Genomic DNA, 19708 nt, shown 5'->3' on the forward strand with positions numbered 1-19708 from the left:
TCCCCCGGGCAGCGCGGTGTCAGCGGCCCGTAAAGTTAGCTTAGGCACACCTAATATCGAGGGCGCTTCGCCCTCGGCGCGGGCGGCGGCGGTACGGACCTCACATCCCGGCGCGCGCGGCCCGCTCCGGTGTGCCTGCCGGAGAGCTGCGAGAACGGGAGTGGAGATGCTGGGTGGCGGTCGGGACGCCAGACGTCCGCACGGGGAGCTGGTCGCGGACGTGCTGGCGGTGCTGTGGGCGGCCGGGGAGCCGCTGACCGCCCAGCAGGTCAAGGAGACCCTGAACCAGGGGCTGGCCCGCACCACCGTGGCGACGATCCTCACCCGCCTGCACGAGAAGGGCACCCTGGTCCGCTCCCGCCCCGGGCGGTCCTTCGCCTACGCCCCCGTGGAGGACGCCGCCGGACTGGCCGCCGGGCGGATGCGCCGGGAGCTGGAGAAGGAGCCCCAGCGCGACCTGGTGCTGAAGCGGTTCGTCTCCTCGCTGTCCGAGGACGACGAGGACGTCCTGCGCCGCCTGCTCCTCGACGCCCGCCCCGAGGCCGAGGCCACTGCTGGAGCAGCCGCCGAACCCGAGGACCGCGCATGAGCCTGGTCCTGGTGCTCGTCGCCCTGGCGCTGCTGGTCCCCTGGGCCGCGGTGCCGGCGGCCCGCCGCCTGGCCGTCCTGCTGCCGCCGCGCGAGGCCTCGTTCACCCTCGCCGGCGCGGCCGTCCTGCTGGCGGGCGGCACCGCCGCGGCCCTCGTCGGCCTGTTCCACGTCCCGTTCCTGGCGGGCCTGGAGCACCTGCCGCTGTCCCACGTCCTCGCCCGGTGGCCCGCCGTGGTGCCGGTGTCCGGCGCCGCCGGGGTGCTGCTGGCCGTCCAGGCCGTACGGCTGGGGCGGCGGTGGCGGAGGCAGCGCGCGCTGCTGGCCCGCGCCTGGGAGTTGACCGGCGGCGCGACCAGCGACGGCGACCTGCTCGTGGTGGCGGGCGAGGAGGCGGAGGCCTTCGCCCTGCCCGCCCACCGGGGGCGTCCCGGCCGGGTCGTCGTCTCGGCCGGCATGCTCCGGGCGCTGGGGCCGACGGAGCGGGCGGTGCTGCTCGCCCACGAGCGCGCCCACCTGCGCGGGCGCCACCACCTGCTCTCGGCCGCGGCCGACCTCGCCGCCGCCGTCCACCCGGCGCTGGGCCGGCTGCGGGCCGACCTCGACTTCCACCTGGAGCGGTGGGCCGACGAGCAGGCCGCCCGCGCGGTCGCCGACCGGCGCACCGCCGCGACGGCCATCGCCCGGGCGGCCCTGGCCGGGTCGCCGTCCGTCCGCCACGCCACGGGCCCGCTGCTGTCGGTGAGCTCCGGTCCGGTGCCCCAGCGCGTCCAGGCGCTCCTGGGCCCCGCGCCCGCCCGGCCGACCGGCCACCGGGCGCGGGCCGCCGTCGCCCTGCTCGCGGCCGTCGCGGTCGCGGCCCTGCTCGGCGTGGGCCTGGCCTACGGGCTGCACGAGTACGTCGAGTACGCGGCCCGGGCCCTGCTGGCGCACGGCACCGTTTGACGACATCGATGTAGACCAACTGTTCGGGCCCGGGTATGGTGAGCCTCGGCTTGCGCGCGCGGGCCGTGCCGCCGTCGTCCGCCGACGGTCAGCCGTCCGTCGGGGACCGTGTCCACCCGGTCCCGGGGCCCGGCGCTCCCGTGCGGATGCCACCCCTGTGGCCCCCGGCCCGAGAACACGGCGGCCTTCCCGGACGATTGGACCTGCTGTGTACGACGGGAGGACGGGGTCGACGAGCCCCTTCGAACAGACCGTCTACCTCCTGTCGACGGCCGGCCGGGCGGCCGACCGCCTGCTGGCCGACCGCCTCGGCTCGCGCGGGATGGGCCGCGCCCACCAGACGCTGCTGTCCGCGCTCGCCCAGCTGGGGCCGCACGGGCGCCACGACCTCGTCGAGCGCGCCGCCGCGACCGGGACCGACGCCGACCAGGCACTGGACGACCTGCTGTCCGCGGGCCTGGTGCACTCCATGGTCGTCCACATCCGCGGACGGCAGGAAGTGCTGACGATCACCCCGGCCGGGCAGGCGGCGCTGGACGTGCTGCACGAGGACGCCTCCGCCGTCCAGGAGGACCTGCTCGCCCCGTTGACGAAGGGCCAGCGCGCCGAGCTCAACTCCCTGCTGCGGCGGGTGTGCGCGGCGGCCGGCCGCGGCGCGGGACGCCGCACGCCCGCGCGGTCGGGCCCCCGCTGGGTGCTGACCGGCGGACAGCGCCGGAGGTGGGTCGTCGAGCAGGACGCCGCCGCCGGTGCGGCCGCGCGCCCGGACAGGGCCGCGCCCGGCCGGTGAGCACGGCGCCGTGACCGGCGGGGCTCCCGTAGCCGGTGCGGCGCCGGGTCAGCGCACGCTGCCCGCGGGCTGCTTGGTCACGGACGGTGCGGACAACGGCCCCCCGAGCGGCAGGACGCGGTCGGCGCGGCCGGTGACCAGGGGGAGGTCGTGGCTGACCAGGACGACCGCCAGGCCCCGGCCGGTGCGCAGGCCGTCGAGGAGGTCCATGAGCGCGGCGGCGGTGTCGGTGTCGAGGGCGGAGGTGACCTCGTCGCAGAGCAGCACGTCGGGTTCGGCGGCCAGGGCGCGGGCCAGGGAGACCCGCTGGCGCTGACCGCCGGAGAGCTCGTGGGGGTGGCGGGCCGCGTAGCGCGCGGGCAGGCCGACGGCGTCGAGCAGTTCGGCGACGCGCTCCTCGCACCGGGCGGCGGGCAGGGCGAAGTGCAGCTTCAGCGGCCGGGTGAGGGTGGCGCCGACGGTGCGGGCGGGGTTGAGGGCGCCGAGGGGGTTCTGCGGGACGAGCTGGATGCGGCGGCGCTGGTCGCGGGTGCGGCGCCGGTAGGAGGCGGCCAGCGGCTGGTCGTGGAGCGTGAGGGTGCCGGTGTCGGGAGTGTGGAGTCCGGCGAGGGTGCGCACCAGGGTGGTCTTTCCGCAGCCTGACGGGCCGACGATTCCGGTGAGGGTGCCCGGGGTCAGGTCGAGGTCGACGTCCGCGAGGACGGTGCGCCGGGTGCGGCCGCTGCCCGTGTGGGCGCCGAGCGCCCGCACGCTCAGCACGGGGCCGCCGCCCTCGGCAGGCCGGGGCCCGCTCTCGGCCACCACCGCCGCCGGGCGGGCCGGCGCGGACGGCGGGGACGGCGGGGCCTGCGCGGGCCACAGGGCGAGGGCGTCGTCGGCGCAGCGGGCGACGAAGTCGGGGTCGTGGCTGGTGAAGGCGATGGCGATGCCGTCGCGCTCGGCGATGGCGCGCAGCAGCTCGGCGATGTCGTCGCGCAGGGCGGCGTCGAGGCCCGCGGTGGGTTCGTCGAGCAGGAGGATCTCCGGCCGGCGGGCGAGGGCGCGGGCGAGGGCGACCCGGCGCTGCTGGCCGCCGGACAGCCCCGCGGTGCGGCGGTGTTCGAGGCGCTCGTCGGCGGGCAGCCGGACGGTGCGCAGCAGTTCGGGTACGGAGGTGCGGCGGCGGTCGGCGGCGGTCTCGGTGACGAGGCGCTCGACGCGCATCCGCGGGTTGAGGCCGGAGCCCGGGTCCTGGCCGACGAAGGCGAGCCGGTGGCGGCGGAGGCGGCGCAGTTCCTCGGGCGGCAGGGCGAGGATGTCCTGGCCGAGGACGTCGACGCCGCCGCCGCTGACGCGGGCGCCGGGCGGGAGGGCGCCGACGAGGGCGCGCAGCAGGGTGGTCTTGCCGGCGCCGGAGGGGCCGGTGATGGCGTGGACCCGGCCCGGGACGAGGGCGAGGTCGGCGTCGGTGAGCAGGGGCGTGTCCCCGAGCATGACGGTCAGGCCGGTGGCGCGGGCGGCGGGGGCGGGGGCGCTCACAGCGGGGGTGCTCACAGCGGGGTCTCCGGGGTGGGCCGGGCGGGGGCGAGGGCTTCGGCGGCGAGGTTGACGCTGATGGCGAGCAGGCCGATGGCCAGGCAGGGCGCGCCGACGGCCCAGGGGTTGAGGGTGATGCCCGCCGCGTTCTCGCGGATCATCAGCGCCCAGTCGGCCTCGGGTGGTTGGGGGCCGAGCTGGAGGAACGCGGCGACGGAGACGATGTAGACGCCTTCGACGAAGCGCAGGCCGAACAGCGCCAGCAGGGTGGAGCGCAGGTTGGGCAGGACCTCGCGGAGCATCAGGTGCCCCAGCCGTTCGCCGCCCGCGGCCGCCGCCTCGATGTAGCCGGTGGCGGCGATGGGGGCGGCCGCGGCGGCGACGATGCGCACCGCGTACGGGATGCCCAGGAGGACGGCGGCGGCCGCGACGGCCAGGCGTCCTCCGGCGGGCCAGGCCAGGGCGATGAGCATGATGGCGAGGACGGAGGGCAGGAGGATCGTCAGGTCGGCGAGGCGTTCGATCCACCGGCCCAGCCGGGGCCGCAGGGCGGCGAGGATGCCGAGGGCGGTGGCGGCGGCGGTGACGACGAGGGCGATGGCCAGGGCGGTGGCGATCAGGGGCGCGCCGCCGGTCAGCAGGCGGCTGAGGACGTCGCGGCCGAGCTGGTCGCCGCCGAGCGGCACGTCGGCGCCGGCCCCGGCGTACGGGAAGGTGACCGGGGTGTCGATCGGGTGGGGCGCCAGGAACGGCCCCACGAGGGCGAGGAGGACGAGGAGCAGCGCGGGGACGGCGCGGACGAGGGCGCGCGCCGTGCGCCGGGTGGCGGGCGCGGGGGCCGCTGCTGTCGGGGCGTCGGCGGTCATCGGCGCTCCTCTCCGAGGGCGGTGGTGCGGACGAGGTCGGCCAGCAGCAGGAGCAGGCTGATGGCGGCGCCGGCCGCGGCCACGACGCCGGCGATGAGCGGGGTGTCGCGGTCGGTGATGGCTCCGGCCAGGACGGCGCCGATGCCGGGGTAGTTGAAGAGGGTCTCGACGACGACGGTGCCGCCCAGCAGCATGCCGGCGGAGGTGGCGATGCCGACGGCGATGGCGGGCAGCGCGCCGGGGAGCATGTGGTGGCCGAGGACGCGCCGGCGCGGCAGGCCGTCGAGGACGGCGGCCTGGACGTGCGGCAGTGCGGCCTGGTCGGCGAGGGCGCCGCGCACGATGCGGGTGTTCCAGCCGATCTGGGGGACGGCCAGGGAAAGCAGTGGCAGGACGAGCATGGTCCAGGATTCGGGGGCGCCGTCGGGGCCGGTGAGGGTGACGGCGGGCAGCCAGCCGGTCCACTGGGAGAGCAGGAGCAGCAGGGCGACGGAGACGACGAACTCCGGCAGGGCGAAGGCGGCGGTGGAGAGCGCGTCGACGGCCCGGTCGGTGCGCCCGCCGGGGCACAGCGCGGCCCAACTCCCGAGCGCGAGGGCGCCGATGGTGCTCAGGGCGAGGGCCAGGGTGCCGAGCAGCAGGGTGTTGGGGAAGGGGCCGGCGAGGACGTCGGTGACGTGCTGGCCGCGCGCGGTGGTGCCGAGGTCGCCGGTGGGCAGGCCGGTCATCCAGTCCCAGAAGCGTTCCGTGACCGGGCGGTCGAGTCCGAGGGCGGTGCGGCGGGCGGCGAGGTCGGCGGCGGTGACGCCGCGGTCGGAGGTCGCGCCGGCGGCGTCGCCGGGGAGGAGCTCGACGGCGGCGAAGACGCCGGCGAGCAGGACGACGAGCATGGCCAGGCGCCGGGCGGCCTGCCGGGCGACCCGGCCCGCACCGGGGAGGATGCGGGCCGGGACGCCGTGCGGCTGAAGGGTGGTCAACGGGACAGCCAGGTCTTCTCGAGCTGGACGCGGCCGTAGCCGGGGAGCTTGGGCAGGTCGCGCACGGCGGCGCCGGCGAGGTCGATGCCGTCGGCCATGCCCCACAGCAGGTAGCCGGACCTGGCGAACTCGATCTCCTGGAGCTGGTGCAGCAGCGTGCCGCGCGCGGCGGCGTCAGCGGTGCCCATGGCCGTGCGGTAGGCCTCGTCGAAGGCGGGGTCCTTGAAGCCGGACTCGTTCTGGCCGGCGTCGGAGAGCATCGTCTTGGCGGCGAAGAAGACGACCGAGTCGTTGGTGCCCCAGTACGTCGTGTAGAGCGTGCCCTTGAGCCAGGTGGCGTCCCAGAACACCTTGGAGTCCTGCTTGACGACGTTGATCTTCACGCCGGCCTCGCGGACCTGGGTGGCGAACAGGGTCGCGGACTCGGCCAGGCCGGAGATGTCCTCGGTGGTGATGAGGTCGTAGGTCCGGGAGGTGTCGAATCCGGCGTCCGCGAGGAGTCGCTTGGCCTTGGCGAGGTCGCGGGTGCGCTGGGGGATGTCCTTGGCGAGGGCGGGGTCGCCGGTGCCGAGGATGTCGTTGGCGACGCTGCCGTAGCCGGAGAGGACCTGCTTGACCATCGCGTCGCGGTCGACCGCCAGCTTCAGCGCCTCGCGCACCCGGGGGTCGGCGAAGGGGCCGTCGGCGGTGCGCATGACGATCGGCATCGCCATGTCGTTGGGGCGGCGCAGGATCCGGACGTCCTTGCGGGCCTCGGCGGTGCGGGCGGCGACGGCGCCGACGTTGGAGGCGACGTCGATCTGCCCGGCGAGCAGGGCGTTCGCCATGGCCTGGGGGCTCTCGAAGAGGCGGACCTCGACGGCGTCGAGGAGGACCTTTCCGCCGTACCACTGGTCGTTGCGCACCAGGCGGGCGTTGCCGTCGCGGTACCAGTCGAGTTTGAACGGGCCGGTGCCGGGGGCTCCGGCGATCGCGTCGTCCTTGGTGTCCTTCTTGAGGACGAAGGTGGTGAGGCGGGTCTGCAGCGGCAGGTCGGCGTTGGGGTAGTCGGAGACCAGGACGACGGTCTTCGGGTCCTCGGCCCTGATGCCCTCGGGCTGGATGCCGGGCAGGCGGCTCTTGCCGGCCGGGGTGTCGCGCAGGCGCCGCAGCGACCAGACGACGTCGGCGGCGGTGACGGGGGTGCCGTCGTGGAAGACGGCGCCGTCGGCGATCGTGAAGCGCCAGGTCGTCAGGTCCTCCGACGGCTTCCAGGAGGCGGCCAGGCGCGGGACGGTGTTGGCGGTGTCCCCGGGTATCGCGAGGGTGTCGTAGAGCAGGCTGATGATCAGGTAGTCGCTCTCGTTGGCCTGGGTGCCGTGCGGGTCACGGGTGATCGCCGAGGCCTTGCCGAGGGCGCCGACCTTCAGCGTTCCCCCGGCGCGGGGCTGCGCGGACGCCGTACCGGCCGGTGCGGCGTCCTTGGATCCGCCCGTGCCGCTGCCGCAGGCGGCCAGCGCACCGGCCGCCCCGATACCGGCACCGGCCCACAGCAGCTGTCGTCGGGTGACGCGCACGTTCGTTCCTCGATTCGGATTGCGCTCGATTTGCTTAGGCTTACCTACCCTAAGTTCGAGGCCGCCCGCAAGCCGCCCGGCGGAGCGCACCCTCGTTCCGGCCGTGCGCCCCTCGCTCCCAAAACGCCTCGTGAGCAGCAGAATTGACCCTGAGCGGCCTGTGCGCCGCCGCCGGAAGCCGAGACTACGTAAATGTAGACATCCGATTTGGGTAAGGCTTGCCTTACTTCGAAGTCGTTGTTACGTTCATGTCGTCCGGCCGTTCGAGCCGCCCCGGACCCCACGCCCCACGCGCTGCTCCCGCCCGTCCCACACCGGTGCGGTGATGCCGCGTGCTCGCACACCTCTCCCGTCCCGCCCCCGGAAGGTCCCGCCGTGCCCACCTGCCCTGCCCCGGTACGCCGCCTCGACACCGCCACCGCCCAGGAACTGACCGACACCGCCGCCGAGTTGCTGGCCCGCCACGGCTCCGCGACCAGCCCCGACCTGCTGGCCGACCTGCCCGCGACACGCACCCGGCTCAGCGCGGAACTCCGGCACGCGCTGCGCCCGGTGGACACCGCCGACGGCCTGTTCGTGCTGCGCGGCCTGCGCCCCGACGACACCGAACTCGGCCCCACCCCCGGCCACTGGTCGACCGTCGGCGACGCCGGCGCGCTGTGGGACGTGACGCTGCTGCTGGTCTCCGCCCTGATGGGCACCCCGATCGCCTGGGACGGCCAGCAGGACGGCCGGTTCGTGCACAACATCGTGCCCTCGCCCGGCCACGAGAGCGAGCAGACCGGCGCCTCCAGCTCCGTCCTGCTCACCCCGCACACCGAGGACGCCTTCCACCCCGGCCGCGCCCACCTGCTGCTGCTCTGCTGCATGCGCAACCACGACCGGATCGCCACCACCGCGGCCGGCGTACGGCTGACCGCGCTCGCCCAGGCCGACCTGGACCAACTGAAGCGGCCCGTCGCGCCGATCCTGCCCGACGACGCCTACGAGCAGGCCCAGCAGTTCCCCGGCCGGCCCGCCCCGGTGCCCACCCTCTTCGACTCCCCCGACGGCCTGACCATGCGCTACGACCCCGCCTACACCCCGCTGGAGGGGACGGACGAGGCCTGGCGCGGCGCCTACGAGCGCCTGGGCGAGGAGCTGGCCCGGGTGTCCGTCGCGGTGAGCCTGGAGCCGGGCGACGTCCTGGTCGTCGACAACGACCTCGTCGTCCACGGCCGCGTCCCCTTCCGGGCCCGCTACGACGGCACCGACCGCTGGCTCAAGCGCGCCTCCGTCCGGGTCCAGGACCGCCCCACCCGCCCGCTCGCCGAGCACGACGAGCACGGCTACGGCCAGGCCGCCCTCACCGCCTGGGCCTCCTGACCGCCCGCTCTCCCCCCTGCTTTCCAGACGCCGCCTCACCGAACCGAAAGGGCACCCGCGTGGACCGGGACGACACCACCCTGCGCGTACTCTCCACCAGCGACCTCGCCGGCCTGGACATCACCCTGGCCGACGTCGTCGACACCGTCGAACAGGCCTACCGCACCCTGGCCGCCGGCCGGTCCGACAACCCCCGCAAGCTCACCGTCCGGCCCGCCGACGGCCACTCCGTCTCCTACGCCATGCTCGGCCGCGACGGGGTGCGCAACGTCGTCGCGTTCAAGACCTCGTACAAGCACGGCCTGGACAAGGGCCGCGACGAGCAGCACTACTACACGACGCTGACCGTCTACGACGACGTCACCGGCCTGCCGGTCGCCATGATGGACTGCTCCCGCATCGGCTCGCTGCGCACCCCGGCCGTCTCCGCCCTGCTGGCCCGCGAGTGCGCCTCCCCCGACGCCGCCACCGCGCTGGTGATCGGCACCGGCACCCAGGGCCGCCTCGCGCTGCCGTTCCTGCTCACCACGCTGCCCGGGCTGAAGCGCCTGCTGCTCTCCGGCACCCACCCCGACGGCATCGCCGCCGTCCGCCAGGAGCTGGAGCGCCACTTCCCCGGCCGCGAGCTGGAGTTGGTCACCGACCTCGAAGCGGCCGCCCGGGACGCGGACGTCATCGTCGCCACCGCCGGCGGCCACACCCCCGCCGCCGTCGAGGCCGACTGGCTGAAGCCCGGCGCGACCGCGATCCTCGTCGGCCACGGCCTCGCCCCGTCCACGCTGCACCGCGCGGACCGGGTGATCGCCACCAGCGAGGCCCAGATGCGCGTCACCGGTACCGACATGGCCGACGCCGACGGCACCCTGCCCGCCGTCGACCTGGAACTGCCCGCCGCCATCTCCGGCGCCTCCAACGCCCGTACCGCGCCCGACCAGCGGATCTTCGCCTACAACAGCGGCCTGGTCGTCACCGACATCGCGCTCGGCCACCGCTTCGCCCAACTCGCCGCCGACCAGGGCCTGGGCACCGAGGTGGACCTGTGGCGCTGACCCTGCCCGCCCACCCCGACCCACTCGCCGAGCGCCTCCACGCGAGCGGCCTGCTCCACGAACTCGCCCACGGCCTCGGCGGAGGGTTCCACTACCTGCTGCCCGAGCGCTTCGACGCCAACCTCGCCGCGTTCCGCGCCGTCCTCGCCGACACCGGCGTGGACGGGCGGGTCTACTTCGCCAAGAAGGCCAACAAGGCCGCCGCGTTCGTCGAACGCTGCGCCGCCACCGGGGCCGGGGTCGACGTCGCCTCGCTCGGCGAGCTGCGCGAGGCGCTCGGCCACGGCGTGCGCGGCGAGGACCTCGTCGTCACCGGCCCCGCCAAGTCCGAGGCCCTGCTGCGCATCGCGGCCCTCCAGGGCGCGCTGATCGCCGTCGACGCCCTCGACGAACTGGAGCGCGTCCTGCACCTGGACGTCCCCCGGCCCGTCCGCCTCCTGCTGCGCCGTCACCCGCCCGCCCAGCCCCGCAGCCGCTTCGGCCTCGACGACGACCAGCTGGACGCCGCGCTGTCGCGCTGCGCCGCGGCCGGTGAGCGGGTCCGGATGGAGGGCTTCAGCTTCCACCTGTCCGGCTACGAGGTGCGGCCGCGCACCGACCTCGCGGGCGAACTCGTCGACCTGTGCCTCAAGGCCCGGACGATGGGCCTGCCGGCGGACCGGATCAGCATCGGCGGCGGCTTCGCCGTCGACTACGTGCCCGCCGACGCCTGGGAGCTGTTCCTCGCCGAGCAGGAGCCCGGGCACTACCACGGCGGCCGGACGTTCACCACGGGCGACTTCTACCCCTACCACTCCCCCGTCGCCGGGGCCGACGCGCTGCGCTCGATCCTCACCGGCCGCCCGGGCGGGCAGGGGCCCGACCTGGCCGAGCGGCTGCGGGAGGCCGGCGTGACGCTGCTGCTGGAACCCGGACGCGCGCTGCTCGACCGGGCCGGCTCCTCCGTCTTCGTCGTCCAGGGCGTCAAGGACCGGGCCGGATACGGCATCGTCACCGTCGACGGCACCAGCCTGAGCCTGTCCGAGCAGTGGTTCAACAGCGAGTACCTGCCCGAGCCCGTACTCCTGCCCCGCTCTCCCGGCCAGGCGGCCGAGGAGTACCGGGCGTGCGTCGGCGGCGCCAGCTGCCTCGACTCCGACCTCCTGACCTGGCGCAAGATCCCCTTCCCCGCCCGGCCCCGGGTCGGCGACCTCCTCGTCTACCCCAACACCGCCGGCTACCAGATGGACTCCAACGAGTCCCCCTTCCACGACCTCCCCCTGCCGGCCAAGGTCGTCGTCCAGCACGAGGACGGCCGACCGCGCTGGCGCCTCGACCGCCGCCCCGCCCTCTGATCCCACTGATCCGACGCCACCCACCGCGCTCACCAGGAAGCCCCCCGCCATGACCGACGCCCTGCACCGCCCCCCGGTGGTCACCCGGATCTCCGACCTCATCGGCTACACCCCGCTGTTCGAACTCGCCCGCGCCGACAACGGCGCCCGCCTGCTCCTCAAACTGGAGATGTTCAACCCCACCGGCAGCGCCAAGATCCGCATGGCCCGGCAGATGGTCCTCGACGCCGAGGAGCGCGGACAGCTGCGCGAGGGCGGCCACATCATCGAGTCCACCTCCGGCAACACCGGCCTCGGGCTGGCCGTGGTCGCCGCCGAACGCGGCTACCGCTTCACCGCCGTCGTCGACAACCACGCCGCCGCCGACAAGCTGCGCGGCATGAAGGCCATGGGCACCGAGCTGGTGTACGTCGACGCGGACACCGACGGCGAGGAGCTGCACACCGCCGCCCGCGAGGAGCGCGCCGAGGAGATGGCCCGCGGCAGGGACAACACCTTCTTCACCGAGCAGCACAACAACCCCAGCAACGCGGTCGGTTACCACGCGGTCGGCCGGGAGATCGCCCAGGCCCTGGACAACCGGGTCGACGTGCTGGTCGGCGCCGTCGGCACCGGCGGCGGGCTGTGCGGCACCGCCCGCGAGCTCAAGGCGTACGTGCCGGACGTGACGGTCGTCGGCGTCGAGCCGAAGGGCTCCATCGCCTTCGGCCCGCCCGCCCACGACTACTACCAGTCCGGCACCGGCACCCCCGAGGGCGCCACCATCGGCCTGCTCGTCGACTACGACCTCATCGACGAGGGCGTCAAGGTCGGCGACATCGAGGCCTTCGCCACCGCCCGCGTCGTCGCCCGCCGCACCGGGCTGCTCATCGGCGGCTCCGCCGGCGGCGTCGTCCATGACGCCCTGGCCCGCCTGACGACCCTGCCGCCGGACGCCGTTATGGTCGCGTTCATCAACGACGGCGGGGAGAAGTACCTGGACACCGTCTTCAACGACGACTGGATGACGGCCCGCGACCTCCTCGACGAGGCCGTCGAGACCGGCATCGACGAATCCCTCGCCAAACTCCGCAGGCCCTGACACCCCCAGAGACGTGACACCCAGAGACGTGACACCCACCATGCAGCAGCTGACCACCCTGGCGCGCGACAGCCGCGCGCTCGCCGCCCTCGCCGTACCGCTCGCCCTCACCCAGCTCGCCCAGGTCGCCCTCACCACCACCGACACGATCATGATGGGCGTCCTGGGCACCGAGGCCCTCGCGGCCGGCGGCCTCGCCCTGGTGATCTTCAACCAGCTCCGCACCATGGGCGTCGGGCTGGTCACCTCCGTCGGCAACCAGGTGGCGGCCGCGGCGGCCCGGGCCGAACGCGCCGGAACCGCCGAGCCCACTGGAACCGCCGCCGACGCCGACACCGACACCGCCGACCAGGAAGTCCGGGGCCTGGTGCGGGCCGCGATGGCCGTCGCCACCCTCGCCGGACTGGCCGGCGCCGTCCTGATGGTCCTCATCGGCCAGGCCGCCACCTGGCTCGGCCAGGACGCGGAGGTCGCCCACCGCGCCCAGGGCATGCTCGCCGCCCTCGCCCCCGGCCTCGTACCCTGCCTCTGGTTCCAGGCGATCCGCCAGTTCACCGTCGGCATGCGCCGCCCCCAGGCGCTGCTGCGGATCACCCTCGCCTCCGTCGCCGTCAACGCCGCCCTCAACTGGGCCTTCATCCACGGCACCTGGGGCCTGCCCCGGCTCGGCCTCACCGGCATCGGCGTCGCCACCAGCAGCGTCTACCTGCTGTCCTTCCTCGCCCTCTACGCCTCCGCCCGCCGCGACGACCGGCTGGCACCGCTGCTGGGCCTGGACTTCTGGCGCGCCGACGCCGCGACCGTCCGCCGCCTGCTCGGCCTCGGCACGCCGATCGCCGCCACCTACGGCTCCGAGGCCGGGTTCTTCTCCGTCACCGCGCTGCTCGCCGGCAGCTTCGGCCCCGCCGCGCTCGCCGCCCACACCGCCGTCAACCAGCTGATCTACATCGTCTTCCAGGTCGCCGTCGGCCTCTCGCACGCCGCGTCCATCAACGTCAGCCGCGAACTCGCCCTCGGCGAGTACGCCGCCGCCCGCCGCATCAAGAACACCGCGCTCGCCTGCGGCGCCGTGGTGATGACGGTCGTCGGCACCCTCTACCTCGCGCTCCCGGATCTCGTCCTGCGCCCCTACTTCGACCCGAACGCGCCCACCGACCAGCAGGGCCTGAAGATCGCCACCGGCCTGCTCGTCGTCGTCGCCGTCCTGCAGTTCTTCGACTGCGCCCAGAACATCGGCGTCGGCCTGCTGCGCGGCCTCGACGACACCAGGAGCGGCTTCCGCATCACCCTCGTCGGCTACTGGGCCGTCGGCCTGCCCGCCTCCTGGCTCCTCGCCTACCCCCTCGGCGGCGAGACCCGCGGCCTCTGGTTCGGCCTGCTGATCGGCCTCGCCACCACCGCGGTCCTCCTCCTGCGCCGCTACGGCCGCGCCCTCACCGCCAGGGCCGCCACGGCACCCGACGCCGTCGCCGCCGGAGCCTGACAGCCCGTCGGCGGTGCCTGACAGCCCGTCGGCGGTGCCGGAGGGCGGGTGCCACCCCCGCCCGTCCTCCGGCGCACCACCCTGCTCCGCATCCACCCACCACCACGTGAGACTCCCCCATGCACGCTGCCTCGCTCGCCGCCACCGCCACCCCGTACGTCCTGCCCCCGCTGTGGCGCGTCCTGACCAAGGCCGGCTACTTCCTCGGCCTCAGCGCGGCCATCGGCACCACCGTCACCTACGCCACCACCGTCCGCCCCGCCCTGCGCGGCGCGGACCCCGACGACTCCAGGGTCCTGCGCGCCAGGGCCGCGACCTGCCTGGCCGTGTCCGGCGTGGTCCTCCTGGTCGCGGGCTACTTCCAGCTCGCCGCCCGCCTCGCCCGCGCCGGCAAGGGCATGCCCTTCGGTGACGCCCTCGCCCCCGGCAGGCTCTGGGACTACCTCCAGGCCCCGGCCGCCAAGGGCGCCTGGATCGCCCAGGGCACCGTCCACCTCGTCCAGAACGCCGTCCTGGCCGCGACGGCCGTCCTGCTGGCCGCCCTGTTCGTCCCGGCCGTACGCCGCCACGTCGACGCGATAGCGCTCACCGCGCTGCCGGCCGCCCTCGCCGTCACCCTGATCGCCGCCGTCCCGACCACCACCCCCGCCGGACTCGACCGCTGGCTCGACCTCCTCCTCGACCAGGCGCACATCGTCTCGGGCACCGTCTGGCTCGGCGGCCTCGCCCTGCTCGTCGCGCTCGCCGGCACCCGCGGCCGGCTCGGCACGGGCGCCGGCCTGGTGTGGGCGGACCTGTGGCGCCGCTTCAGCCTGGTCGCCATGGTCTGCGTCGCCGCCGTCACCGTCTCCGGTCTCTGGCTCAGCTGGAAGCACGTCGGCGCGGTCTCCCAGCTGTGGACCACCGGCTACGGCCTCGCCCTGCTCGTCAAGGTCCTCCTCGTCCTCGGCCTCGTCACCGCCGGCGCCTTCAACCAGTTCTGGCTGATGCCCCGCATCGCCCACGCCCGGCGCACCGACGACACCTCCTCCCTGCTCCACCTCACGCTGCGGCACTTCCCGAAGGTCGTGTGGGGAGAGGTCGCCCTCGGCGTCGCCGTCCTGGCGGTCGTCCCGTTCATCACCGGATCGGCGCGCGCCGAGGCCGCGGACGCCAAGGCCGTCTCCTCCGGCACCGTCTTCGCGGCCGGCGCCGCCCTCGTGCTGGCCCTCGGCGTCTCCCTCTACGCCACCGCCAAGGCCTCCGACGCCCTCGCCCGCCGTCAGGGCGCCACCGCCTGACGACGGACGTGGGGCCGCCGACCCGGGTCGGCGGCCCCACGTGTCCCTCCGCCGAGGCCTGCGACACATCCGGCTCCAGCCGACCCTCATCGAGGGAGGCCTGACCGGTACCGGTCTGTCATTCGCCCCACCGACTCCGCCCTGAGAACCTCAGTAACGTCGCCACCTCCTCTTCTGCTGCTGCTGCCGCCAGTGGGTGAGGTTCTGCCGTGTGGCGGCGATGTCCGGATGGTCCGGACCGAGGTGGCGCAGTTGCTCGTCCAGAAGCTCTTCCAGGGCTGCCACCGCTGCGCGCACATCGCCGGAACGACCGAGCCAGAAGGCCAACGCCGCCCGGGTCTTGAAGGTGACCGGACGGTGATCGGGAGTCCGGAGGTACCGCCCGTACGGGTCTTCCTCCGGTCTGCCGTGCAGTACGTGGAGCTGGTCCCTCAGCAGGCCGGCCAGCACCTTGACGGCCTTGCGCGGGTCGCCCGACTCCCCCAGCCAGTGTCCGTATCCGTAGCGCAGGTCGAAGAACGCCGCGAACCGCCGCCCGAACCTGCCTGACGATGCCTCGACGATCTGCCGGTAGGCGAGTGCGGCCCCCGCGGGATCGCCGCTTCGACCCAGCCAGTCGGCGGCCTCGGCCCGCAAGGCGTATTCGTCGAACACGTCGACCTGCCTGTGGTCCTGGCCGTGTTGTTCGTCGTCGACCAAGTCCCGGAAGACAGCGGCGACTTCGACCAGGTCGCCGTTCTGCGCCAGCCAATGGGCCAGACGCCGACGCAGCTTGGTGACACGTTCGGCGCTCGCGGGCCACAGGATGCCGTACAACCCGGGCGGCACGGCGGCCGACTCGCGCACCTGGACGTCGATCACGCCACGGTATTCCGCGATGGCGCCGGCGAGGTCGCCAGCTGCCGCGCAGGCCTCGGCGAGGGCGGCCCTGACCTCCCCCGTCCCAGGATGATCCGCGCCCGCCTCCTCGGAAACCCCGGCCAAGAACGATCGGAGGTAGGCCACCGCCTGCTCAGGCCTGCCCTCCGCCACGAGGGTCTCGCCCATCCGGACGGCCAGCTTGTTCTCCCGGTAGCCCAGTCTGCGCCGGTACGGCCCGCGCAGCAGTGCCCCGAGGTTCCCGTGCAGTGTCGCTGCCGAGACCTCGGGCGGACTCGGCGGGTTCGCCCTCCTCACCCCGGAGAGCAAGGACTCGACCTCCTCCGCTCTGAGCGCCTGTCCGTAGAACGCGTCGTACCTGGGCTCCCAACCGCGCTCGGGGTTCACCACCGTCCCGGCCAGGAGTGCCTCGACGGCGAGGTCGATCGACTCGTCCGACCGGTGCGCCGGCACGCTCTCGTGGGCTGCCCGCTGCACCAGGGGGTGGACGCGGACCCTCCGCTGCTCGTTCGAAGGGTCGTGCTCGACCAGGCAGCACCGGTGCAACAGGTCGAGCAGCCGGTCGCTTCCGGTCTCCTTGGCCTCTTCCCCGGGCTGTCGCAGGGCCTGCCCGGTGAGCCTGTCCACCACGGGCCGGGGTACTCCCGCCGGGTCCAGCGGAGCGAGCAGTTCCAGCAGCCGCCGGGCAGCCGGATCAACCTGTCGCAGGGCCTGGTCCCAGATGTGCGGGAGTGGTTCGCCCTGTCCGTCCGGCAGCCTGCCCGGGGCCGGCACCAGGTCGGCCAGCCGGTGTTCCCCGTCCCGCAGCCGGTCCAGGTACTCCGCGCAGCTCAGCCCGGTGCCGGTCAGGTACCGGGCGGCCTGCGCGAGGGCGAGCGGAAGGCGACCCAACTCCTCGGCCAGCACCGAGAGTTGCCCGGGCGACTCGGCCCGGTCTGCGGTGTTCAGCACCGCCGTGAGGTAGTCGTGGGCCTCGGCGGGGCTGAACACGGGCACGGTGACCACGTGCCGGTCCGACCCCTCGCGCGCCACGTCCCGGCGCCAGCTGGTGATCACGGTCCGCCCGTGCGGGTCGTCCGGTGGCCAGAGCCCGCGCAGGTCTTCGGGGTCGGCCAGGCCGTCCAGCACGATCATCCAGCGCACCGTCTGCCCGGCTCCGCCCGGCCGCAACCAGGCGAGGAACTCCCGCGCACCAAGCTCGGCGTCGCCCGGTTCGGTGCCGTTCAGCTCGGCCATGGTCCGGGCGTAGGCGGCCAGGATCGCCGCCCGGCTACCGGCGGCGGCCCAGACCAGCAGGTCGAGCCGCCCCTGCTGCCAGGCGGTGCGGGCTTCGTACGCGGCCAGCTGGGTCTTGCCGACCCCGGCGGTCCCGAGCAGGACCCGGTATCCCGCCGGTGCGTCGGGCAGGGGCCGGTGCTGGAAGCGGTGCGCGGCGTTCGGCACGACGCCGACCTGGAGCGGGTAACCCGCGGGCGCCCGACGACCGGTGAAGTACGACACCTGGTCCGCGTGGCCGACCGCGACGCTGTGGTTCTCCGCCCGCACCTCGGCGCCGGACGGCGCTGCTGGGCTCTGCTCCGCCGGTCCGTTCAGCCCTCGGTCGGATCCGGCACCGAAGGGCGGCCGATGGACACACCCCCGTGGATCACCCCGGCGGCGACCGAGCCGCGATCGGCACTGACCTGCACGTTCCCGCCGACGGCCAGCCCGCCGGCCCCGGCCGAGACCTGGGAACCCCGGGCCGCGGCCTCCTCCAGCAGAGCCCGCAGCGCCTCGCCGGCCCGCTCCCGCTCCTCCTCCGGCAGAGCCTCCAGGAAGGCCTCGAACCTGGCCTGCCAGGAGGCCTCCTGACGGATCCGGAGCCGCTCCAGCTGCCCGGCCTCGGCGCCGGCGAGCTCGGCAGCGGTGCGGTCGAGCCGCTCCAGTTCGACGGTCTCGCGCCCACCGTCACCGCGGCCGAACCAGTCCGCCACCTTGCGCCGGAAGCCCTCCCAGGCCTCCGTACCGGCGGCGGTCATCACCGCCGTTCCCCCTGCCGCGGCCAGTGCGGTCAACGCTTCGGACAGCATCCGAGCCCCCTCGTGTCGACGTCTGTGTCCTCGACCGTACTACGGGAGCTCCATGACGTCGTATCAGTCCGCCGGTCGACCGGTTTCGGGACCGGCCTCGGAGCGGGGACGCGGCGGGCCCCGCACGCAACGCCCGGGAGGCCAGGAGGGGTTCACGTGCGGGGCGCCGCTCGGATACGGGTGGCGGGTGCCGGGGTCAGCCCGCGGCGCAGCCGCCGTTCCGGCAGTCCTGCCAGGGGCCCCAGGGGCCGCCCGGAGCCTGCTCGGAGATCTGGGCCGTCCACGACGTGGCGTTCCACATGTGCGCGAGCACCGTTAGCCGCCCGTCCGCCGACTGCGTGACGGAGGAGGGAGTGGCCACCCCCGCCGGGAGCGGGCCGGATCCCAGGTCGTTCCAGGAGCCCCAGACCCCGGGGGCGCTCTGCTCGTTGACGTACAACCGCGGGCTGCCCGAGCCCTGGTAGACCTCGAAGAAGGCCAGCGTGCCGTCCGCCCGCTGGAAGGCCACCGGTGGCCCGAAGAACCTCGGCACGCCCGCCCCGGCGGGGCCGAAGGGCTCGGGCGCCGACCACGGACCGTCCGGGCCGGCCTGGTGGATCCGTACCAGGACCGACGACTGGTATCCGATGGTGAACACCTCCAGGGCGCCGTCGGCGTCCGCGGCGGCGGTGAGCACCAGGTTCTGGAAGTTGAGGCTCATGCCGTTGACCTGGCTCCAGGCGCCGAACGGGCCGCCGGGGGCGGACTGCGTCCGGTACCAGATGGTCTGGCCGGTGGCGTAGTCGGTCGAGAAGACCGCGAACCGCGCCTGGGTGCCGTCGGGACGGGTGACCGTGGTGGACTGGCCCTCGGTGCCCGGGGGAGTTCCGGTGTCCCTCGGCAGGCCCGTCTCCGCGTCCGGTGCGGCGAGCACCGACGCCGGTGCCCCTGTCCGCGCCTGCGCCTGCGCGGTCGGTGCGAGGAGGCCCACCGCACTGATGAGTGCGGCGCAGACGGTGGCCGCCGCCGTGAATCGCCGTGGGCTCTTCGGCATCGCTGGTTCCTGCCTTCCGATCGGTCGTCGAGGCCCGGCCGGGCGGGGCGCGGGCTGCCGGCCATCCTGCCCGCCGGGGCGACGGGTTCGGGCGCCCGCACCCGGGAATGGCCTGAACACGCGGGCCGCACCCCTGCACCGTGGAGTCCACGGCAACCGTCCACTCCACCCGGCCCACCGCATCGTCGACCTGGACGTGTTCCAGCAGCTTCGCCCAGGCCTCGGATTGTCGCACCCGACAGGTTCAATGGAACCGACGAGTCGACCGACGGGAGCACCGCGCATGGAACCAACCTTCTTCTCAAGTCCTGAGGAGTTCCGGGACTGGCTGGAGGAGCACCATGCGACTGCCTCCGAATGCCGGGTGGGCATGTGGAAGAAGGGAACGGGCAAGCCCACCCTGAGCTGGTCGGAGGCGGTCGACCAGGCCCTGTGCTACGGCTGGATCGACGGCCGGCAGAGCCCGATCGACGACTTCTCCTGGACGATCCGGTTCACCCCGCGCAGGCCGCGCGGCAACTGGAGCCTGGTCAACCTCCGCAAGATCGAGGAGCTGACCGCGCAGGGGCTCATGCGGCCGGCCGGCATCGCGGTGTTCGAAGCCCGTGACCGGGGCCGCGAGGAGAAGCCGGTCTGGGAGTTCGAGGCGGCGCAGCTGGCTCGTTTCCAAGCGGAACCGCGGGCGTGGGAGTGGTTCAGCGGGCAGGCGCCGTCCTACCGCAAGTCGGCGATCCACCATGTGATCAGTGCCAAGCGGGACGAGACTCGGGAGCGGCGGTTGGACCAGCTGATCGCCGACAGCCTGGAGGGGGTGCGGCTCAAGCCGTTCCGGCGCCCCGGAACCTGAGGGCCCGGCAGGCCCGCCGACTCGTGACCAGGCGACTGCCGGAACGGACGA

Annotated in this window: 17 protein-coding genes; 10 read left to right on the forward strand and 7 right to left on the reverse strand. The window is 74.5% G+C overall.

Annotated elements, in window-relative coordinates; all coding sequences use genetic code 11:
* Nucleotides 1-166: 166 nt before the first annotated feature.
* From AMK13_RS16150 to AMK13_RS41860, 3 genes are all read left to right on the forward strand, one after another.
* Entirely contained in the window at nucleotides 167-589 is a 423-nt protein-coding gene (locus AMK13_RS16150) for a BlaI/MecI/CopY family transcriptional regulator (protein WP_074002949.1), read from the forward strand.
* Nucleotides 586-1533, forward strand: coding sequence for a M48 family metalloprotease (locus AMK13_RS16155; RefSeq protein WP_074002795.1), 948 nt, complete (start codon nucleotides 586-588; stop codon nucleotides 1531-1533). The genes AMK13_RS16150 and AMK13_RS16155 overlap by 4 nt, the downstream gene beginning before the upstream one ends.
* Before the next feature lie 208 nt (nucleotides 1534-1741).
* The gene (locus tag AMK13_RS41860) at nucleotides 1742-2323 is read left to right on the forward strand and encodes a MarR family winged helix-turn-helix transcriptional regulator (RefSeq protein WP_074002796.1); all 582 of its coding nucleotides are present in this window, start codon (nucleotides 1742-1744) and stop codon (nucleotides 2321-2323) included.
* A 48-nt stretch (nucleotides 2324-2371) separates the two neighbouring features.
* Here AMK13_RS41860 and AMK13_RS16165 read toward each other — a convergent pair whose 3' ends face one another.
* Genes AMK13_RS16165 through AMK13_RS16180 form a run of 4 tightly spaced genes read right to left on the reverse strand, consistent with a single transcriptional unit; the run spans nucleotide 2372 to nucleotide 7237 of the window.
* Nucleotides 2372-3856 carry an ABC transporter ATP-binding protein gene (locus AMK13_RS16165; RefSeq protein ID WP_074002797.1) on the reverse strand — a complete coding sequence of 495 codons (1485 nt, stop codon included), beginning with the start codon at nucleotides 3854-3856 and terminating at the stop codon, nucleotides 2372-2374.
* Nucleotides 3853-4704 carry an ABC transporter permease gene (locus tag AMK13_RS16170; protein ID WP_074002798.1) on the reverse strand — a complete coding sequence of 284 codons (852 nt, stop codon included), beginning with the start codon at nucleotides 4702-4704 and terminating at the stop codon, nucleotides 3853-3855. Before AMK13_RS16170 ends, AMK13_RS16165 begins: the two co-directional genes overlap by 4 nt.
* Nucleotides 4701-5681, reverse strand: a complete 981-nt coding sequence (locus AMK13_RS16175; RefSeq protein WP_380719267.1) for an ABC transporter permease — start codon at nucleotides 5679-5681, stop codon at nucleotides 4701-4703. Before AMK13_RS16175 ends, AMK13_RS16170 begins: the two co-directional genes overlap by 4 nt.
* Nucleotides 5678-7237, reverse strand: a complete 1560-nt coding sequence (locus AMK13_RS16180) for an ABC transporter substrate-binding protein (protein WP_074002799.1) — start codon at nucleotides 7235-7237, stop codon at nucleotides 5678-5680. Before AMK13_RS16180 ends, AMK13_RS16175 begins: the two co-directional genes overlap by 4 nt.
* Before the next feature lie 375 nt (nucleotides 7238-7612).
* Here AMK13_RS16180 and AMK13_RS16185 point away from each other — a divergent pair, with 375 nt between their 5' ends.
* The 6 genes from AMK13_RS16185 to AMK13_RS16210 all read left to right on the forward strand — a co-directional run bounded on the left by AMK13_RS16185 (nucleotide 7613) and on the right by AMK13_RS16210 (nucleotide 14829).
* Nucleotides 7613-8602, forward strand: a complete 990-nt coding sequence (locus AMK13_RS16185; protein WP_074002800.1) for a TauD/TfdA family dioxygenase — start codon at nucleotides 7613-7615, stop codon at nucleotides 8600-8602.
* The gene (locus AMK13_RS16190; protein ID WP_079272216.1) at nucleotides 8599-9651 is read left to right on the forward strand and encodes an ornithine cyclodeaminase; all 1053 of its coding nucleotides are present in this window, start codon (nucleotides 8599-8601) and stop codon (nucleotides 9649-9651) included. Before AMK13_RS16185 ends, AMK13_RS16190 begins: the two co-directional genes overlap by 4 nt.
* On the forward strand, nucleotides 9642-10985 hold the full coding sequence (locus AMK13_RS16195; protein ID WP_074002801.1) for an amino acid decarboxylase: 1344 nt from the start codon (nucleotides 9642-9644) through the stop codon (nucleotides 10983-10985). Before AMK13_RS16190 ends, AMK13_RS16195 begins: the two co-directional genes overlap by 10 nt.
* A 49-nt stretch (nucleotides 10986-11034) precedes the next feature.
* Nucleotides 11035-12066 (forward strand): cysteine synthase family protein, encoded by a 1032-nt coding sequence (locus AMK13_RS16200; protein ID WP_074002802.1) that lies wholly within the window; start codon nucleotides 11035-11037, stop codon nucleotides 12064-12066.
* A gap of 40 nt (nucleotides 12067-12106) precedes the next feature.
* Nucleotides 12107-13549, forward strand: a complete 1443-nt coding sequence (locus tag AMK13_RS16205; RefSeq protein WP_074002803.1) for an MATE family efflux transporter — start codon at nucleotides 12107-12109, stop codon at nucleotides 13547-13549.
* A 119-nt stretch (nucleotides 13550-13668) separates the two neighbouring features.
* A complete protein-coding gene (locus AMK13_RS16210) occupies nucleotides 13669-14829 on the forward strand; it encodes a CopD family protein (protein WP_074002804.1) in 1161 nt (386 codons plus the stop codon).
* A 150-nt stretch (nucleotides 14830-14979) separates the two neighbouring features.
* Here AMK13_RS16210 and AMK13_RS16215 read toward each other — a convergent pair whose 3' ends face one another.
* The 3 genes from AMK13_RS16215 to AMK13_RS16225 form a co-directional block, all read right to left on the reverse strand.
* On the reverse strand, nucleotides 14980-17253 hold the full coding sequence (locus AMK13_RS16215) for a tetratricopeptide repeat protein (protein WP_074002805.1): 2274 nt from the start codon (nucleotides 17251-17253) through the stop codon (nucleotides 14980-14982).
* Nucleotides 17254-17297: 44 nt separating this feature from the next.
* A complete protein-coding gene (locus tag AMK13_RS16220; protein ID WP_074002806.1) occupies nucleotides 17298-17777 on the reverse strand; it encodes a hypothetical protein in 480 nt (159 codons plus the stop codon).
* A gap of 196 nt (nucleotides 17778-17973) precedes the next feature.
* Entirely contained in the window at nucleotides 17974-18810 is an 837-nt protein-coding gene (locus AMK13_RS16225; protein WP_074002807.1) for a hypothetical protein, read from the reverse strand.
* 283 nt (nucleotides 18811-19093) lie between these two features.
* Here AMK13_RS16225 and AMK13_RS16230 point away from each other — a divergent pair, with 283 nt between their 5' ends.
* A complete protein-coding gene (locus tag AMK13_RS16230; RefSeq protein ID WP_074002808.1) occupies nucleotides 19094-19657 on the forward strand; it encodes a YdeI/OmpD-associated family protein in 564 nt (187 codons plus the stop codon).
* The last annotated feature ends 51 nt before the right edge of the window (nucleotides 19658-19708 follow it).

Origin of the sequence: Streptomyces sp. CB02056, assembly GCF_001905545.1 — a bacterium.
Classification (GTDB): Bacteria; Actinomycetota; Actinomycetes; order Streptomycetales; family Streptomycetaceae; genus Kitasatospora.

What these genes read in the sequence shown, in the direction of transcription:
- AMK13_RS16220 (WP_074002806.1), bottom strand. Translation starts at nt 17,777, where the DNA reads ATGCTGTCCGAAGCGTTGACCGCACTGGCCGCGGCAGGGGGAACGGCG.
- AMK13_RS16170 (WP_074002798.1), bottom strand. Translation starts at nt 4,704, where the DNA reads ATGACCGCCGACGCCCCGACAGCAGCGGCCCCCGCGCCCGCCACCCGG.
- AMK13_RS16150 (WP_074002949.1), top strand. Translation starts at nt 167, where the DNA reads ATGCTGGGTGGCGGTCGGGACGCCAGACGTCCGCACGGGGAGCTGGTC.
- AMK13_RS16205 (WP_074002803.1), top strand. Translation starts at nt 12,107, where the DNA reads ATGCAGCAGCTGACCACCCTGGCGCGCGACAGCCGCGCGCTCGCCGCC.
- AMK13_RS16200 (WP_074002802.1), top strand. Translation starts at nt 11,035, where the DNA reads ATGACCGACGCCCTGCACCGCCCCCCGGTGGTCACCCGGATCTCCGAC.
- AMK13_RS16230 (WP_074002808.1), top strand. Translation starts at nt 19,094, where the DNA reads ATGGAACCAACCTTCTTCTCAAGTCCTGAGGAGTTCCGGGACTGGCTG.
- AMK13_RS16210 (WP_074002804.1), top strand. Translation starts at nt 13,669, where the DNA reads ATGCACGCTGCCTCGCTCGCCGCCACCGCCACCCCGTACGTCCTGCCC.
- AMK13_RS16225 (WP_074002807.1), bottom strand. Translation starts at nt 18,810, where the DNA reads ATGCCGAAGAGCCCACGGCGATTCACGGCGGCGGCCACCGTCTGCGCC.
- AMK13_RS16155 (WP_074002795.1), top strand. Translation starts at nt 586, where the DNA reads ATGAGCCTGGTCCTGGTGCTCGTCGCCCTGGCGCTGCTGGTCCCCTGG.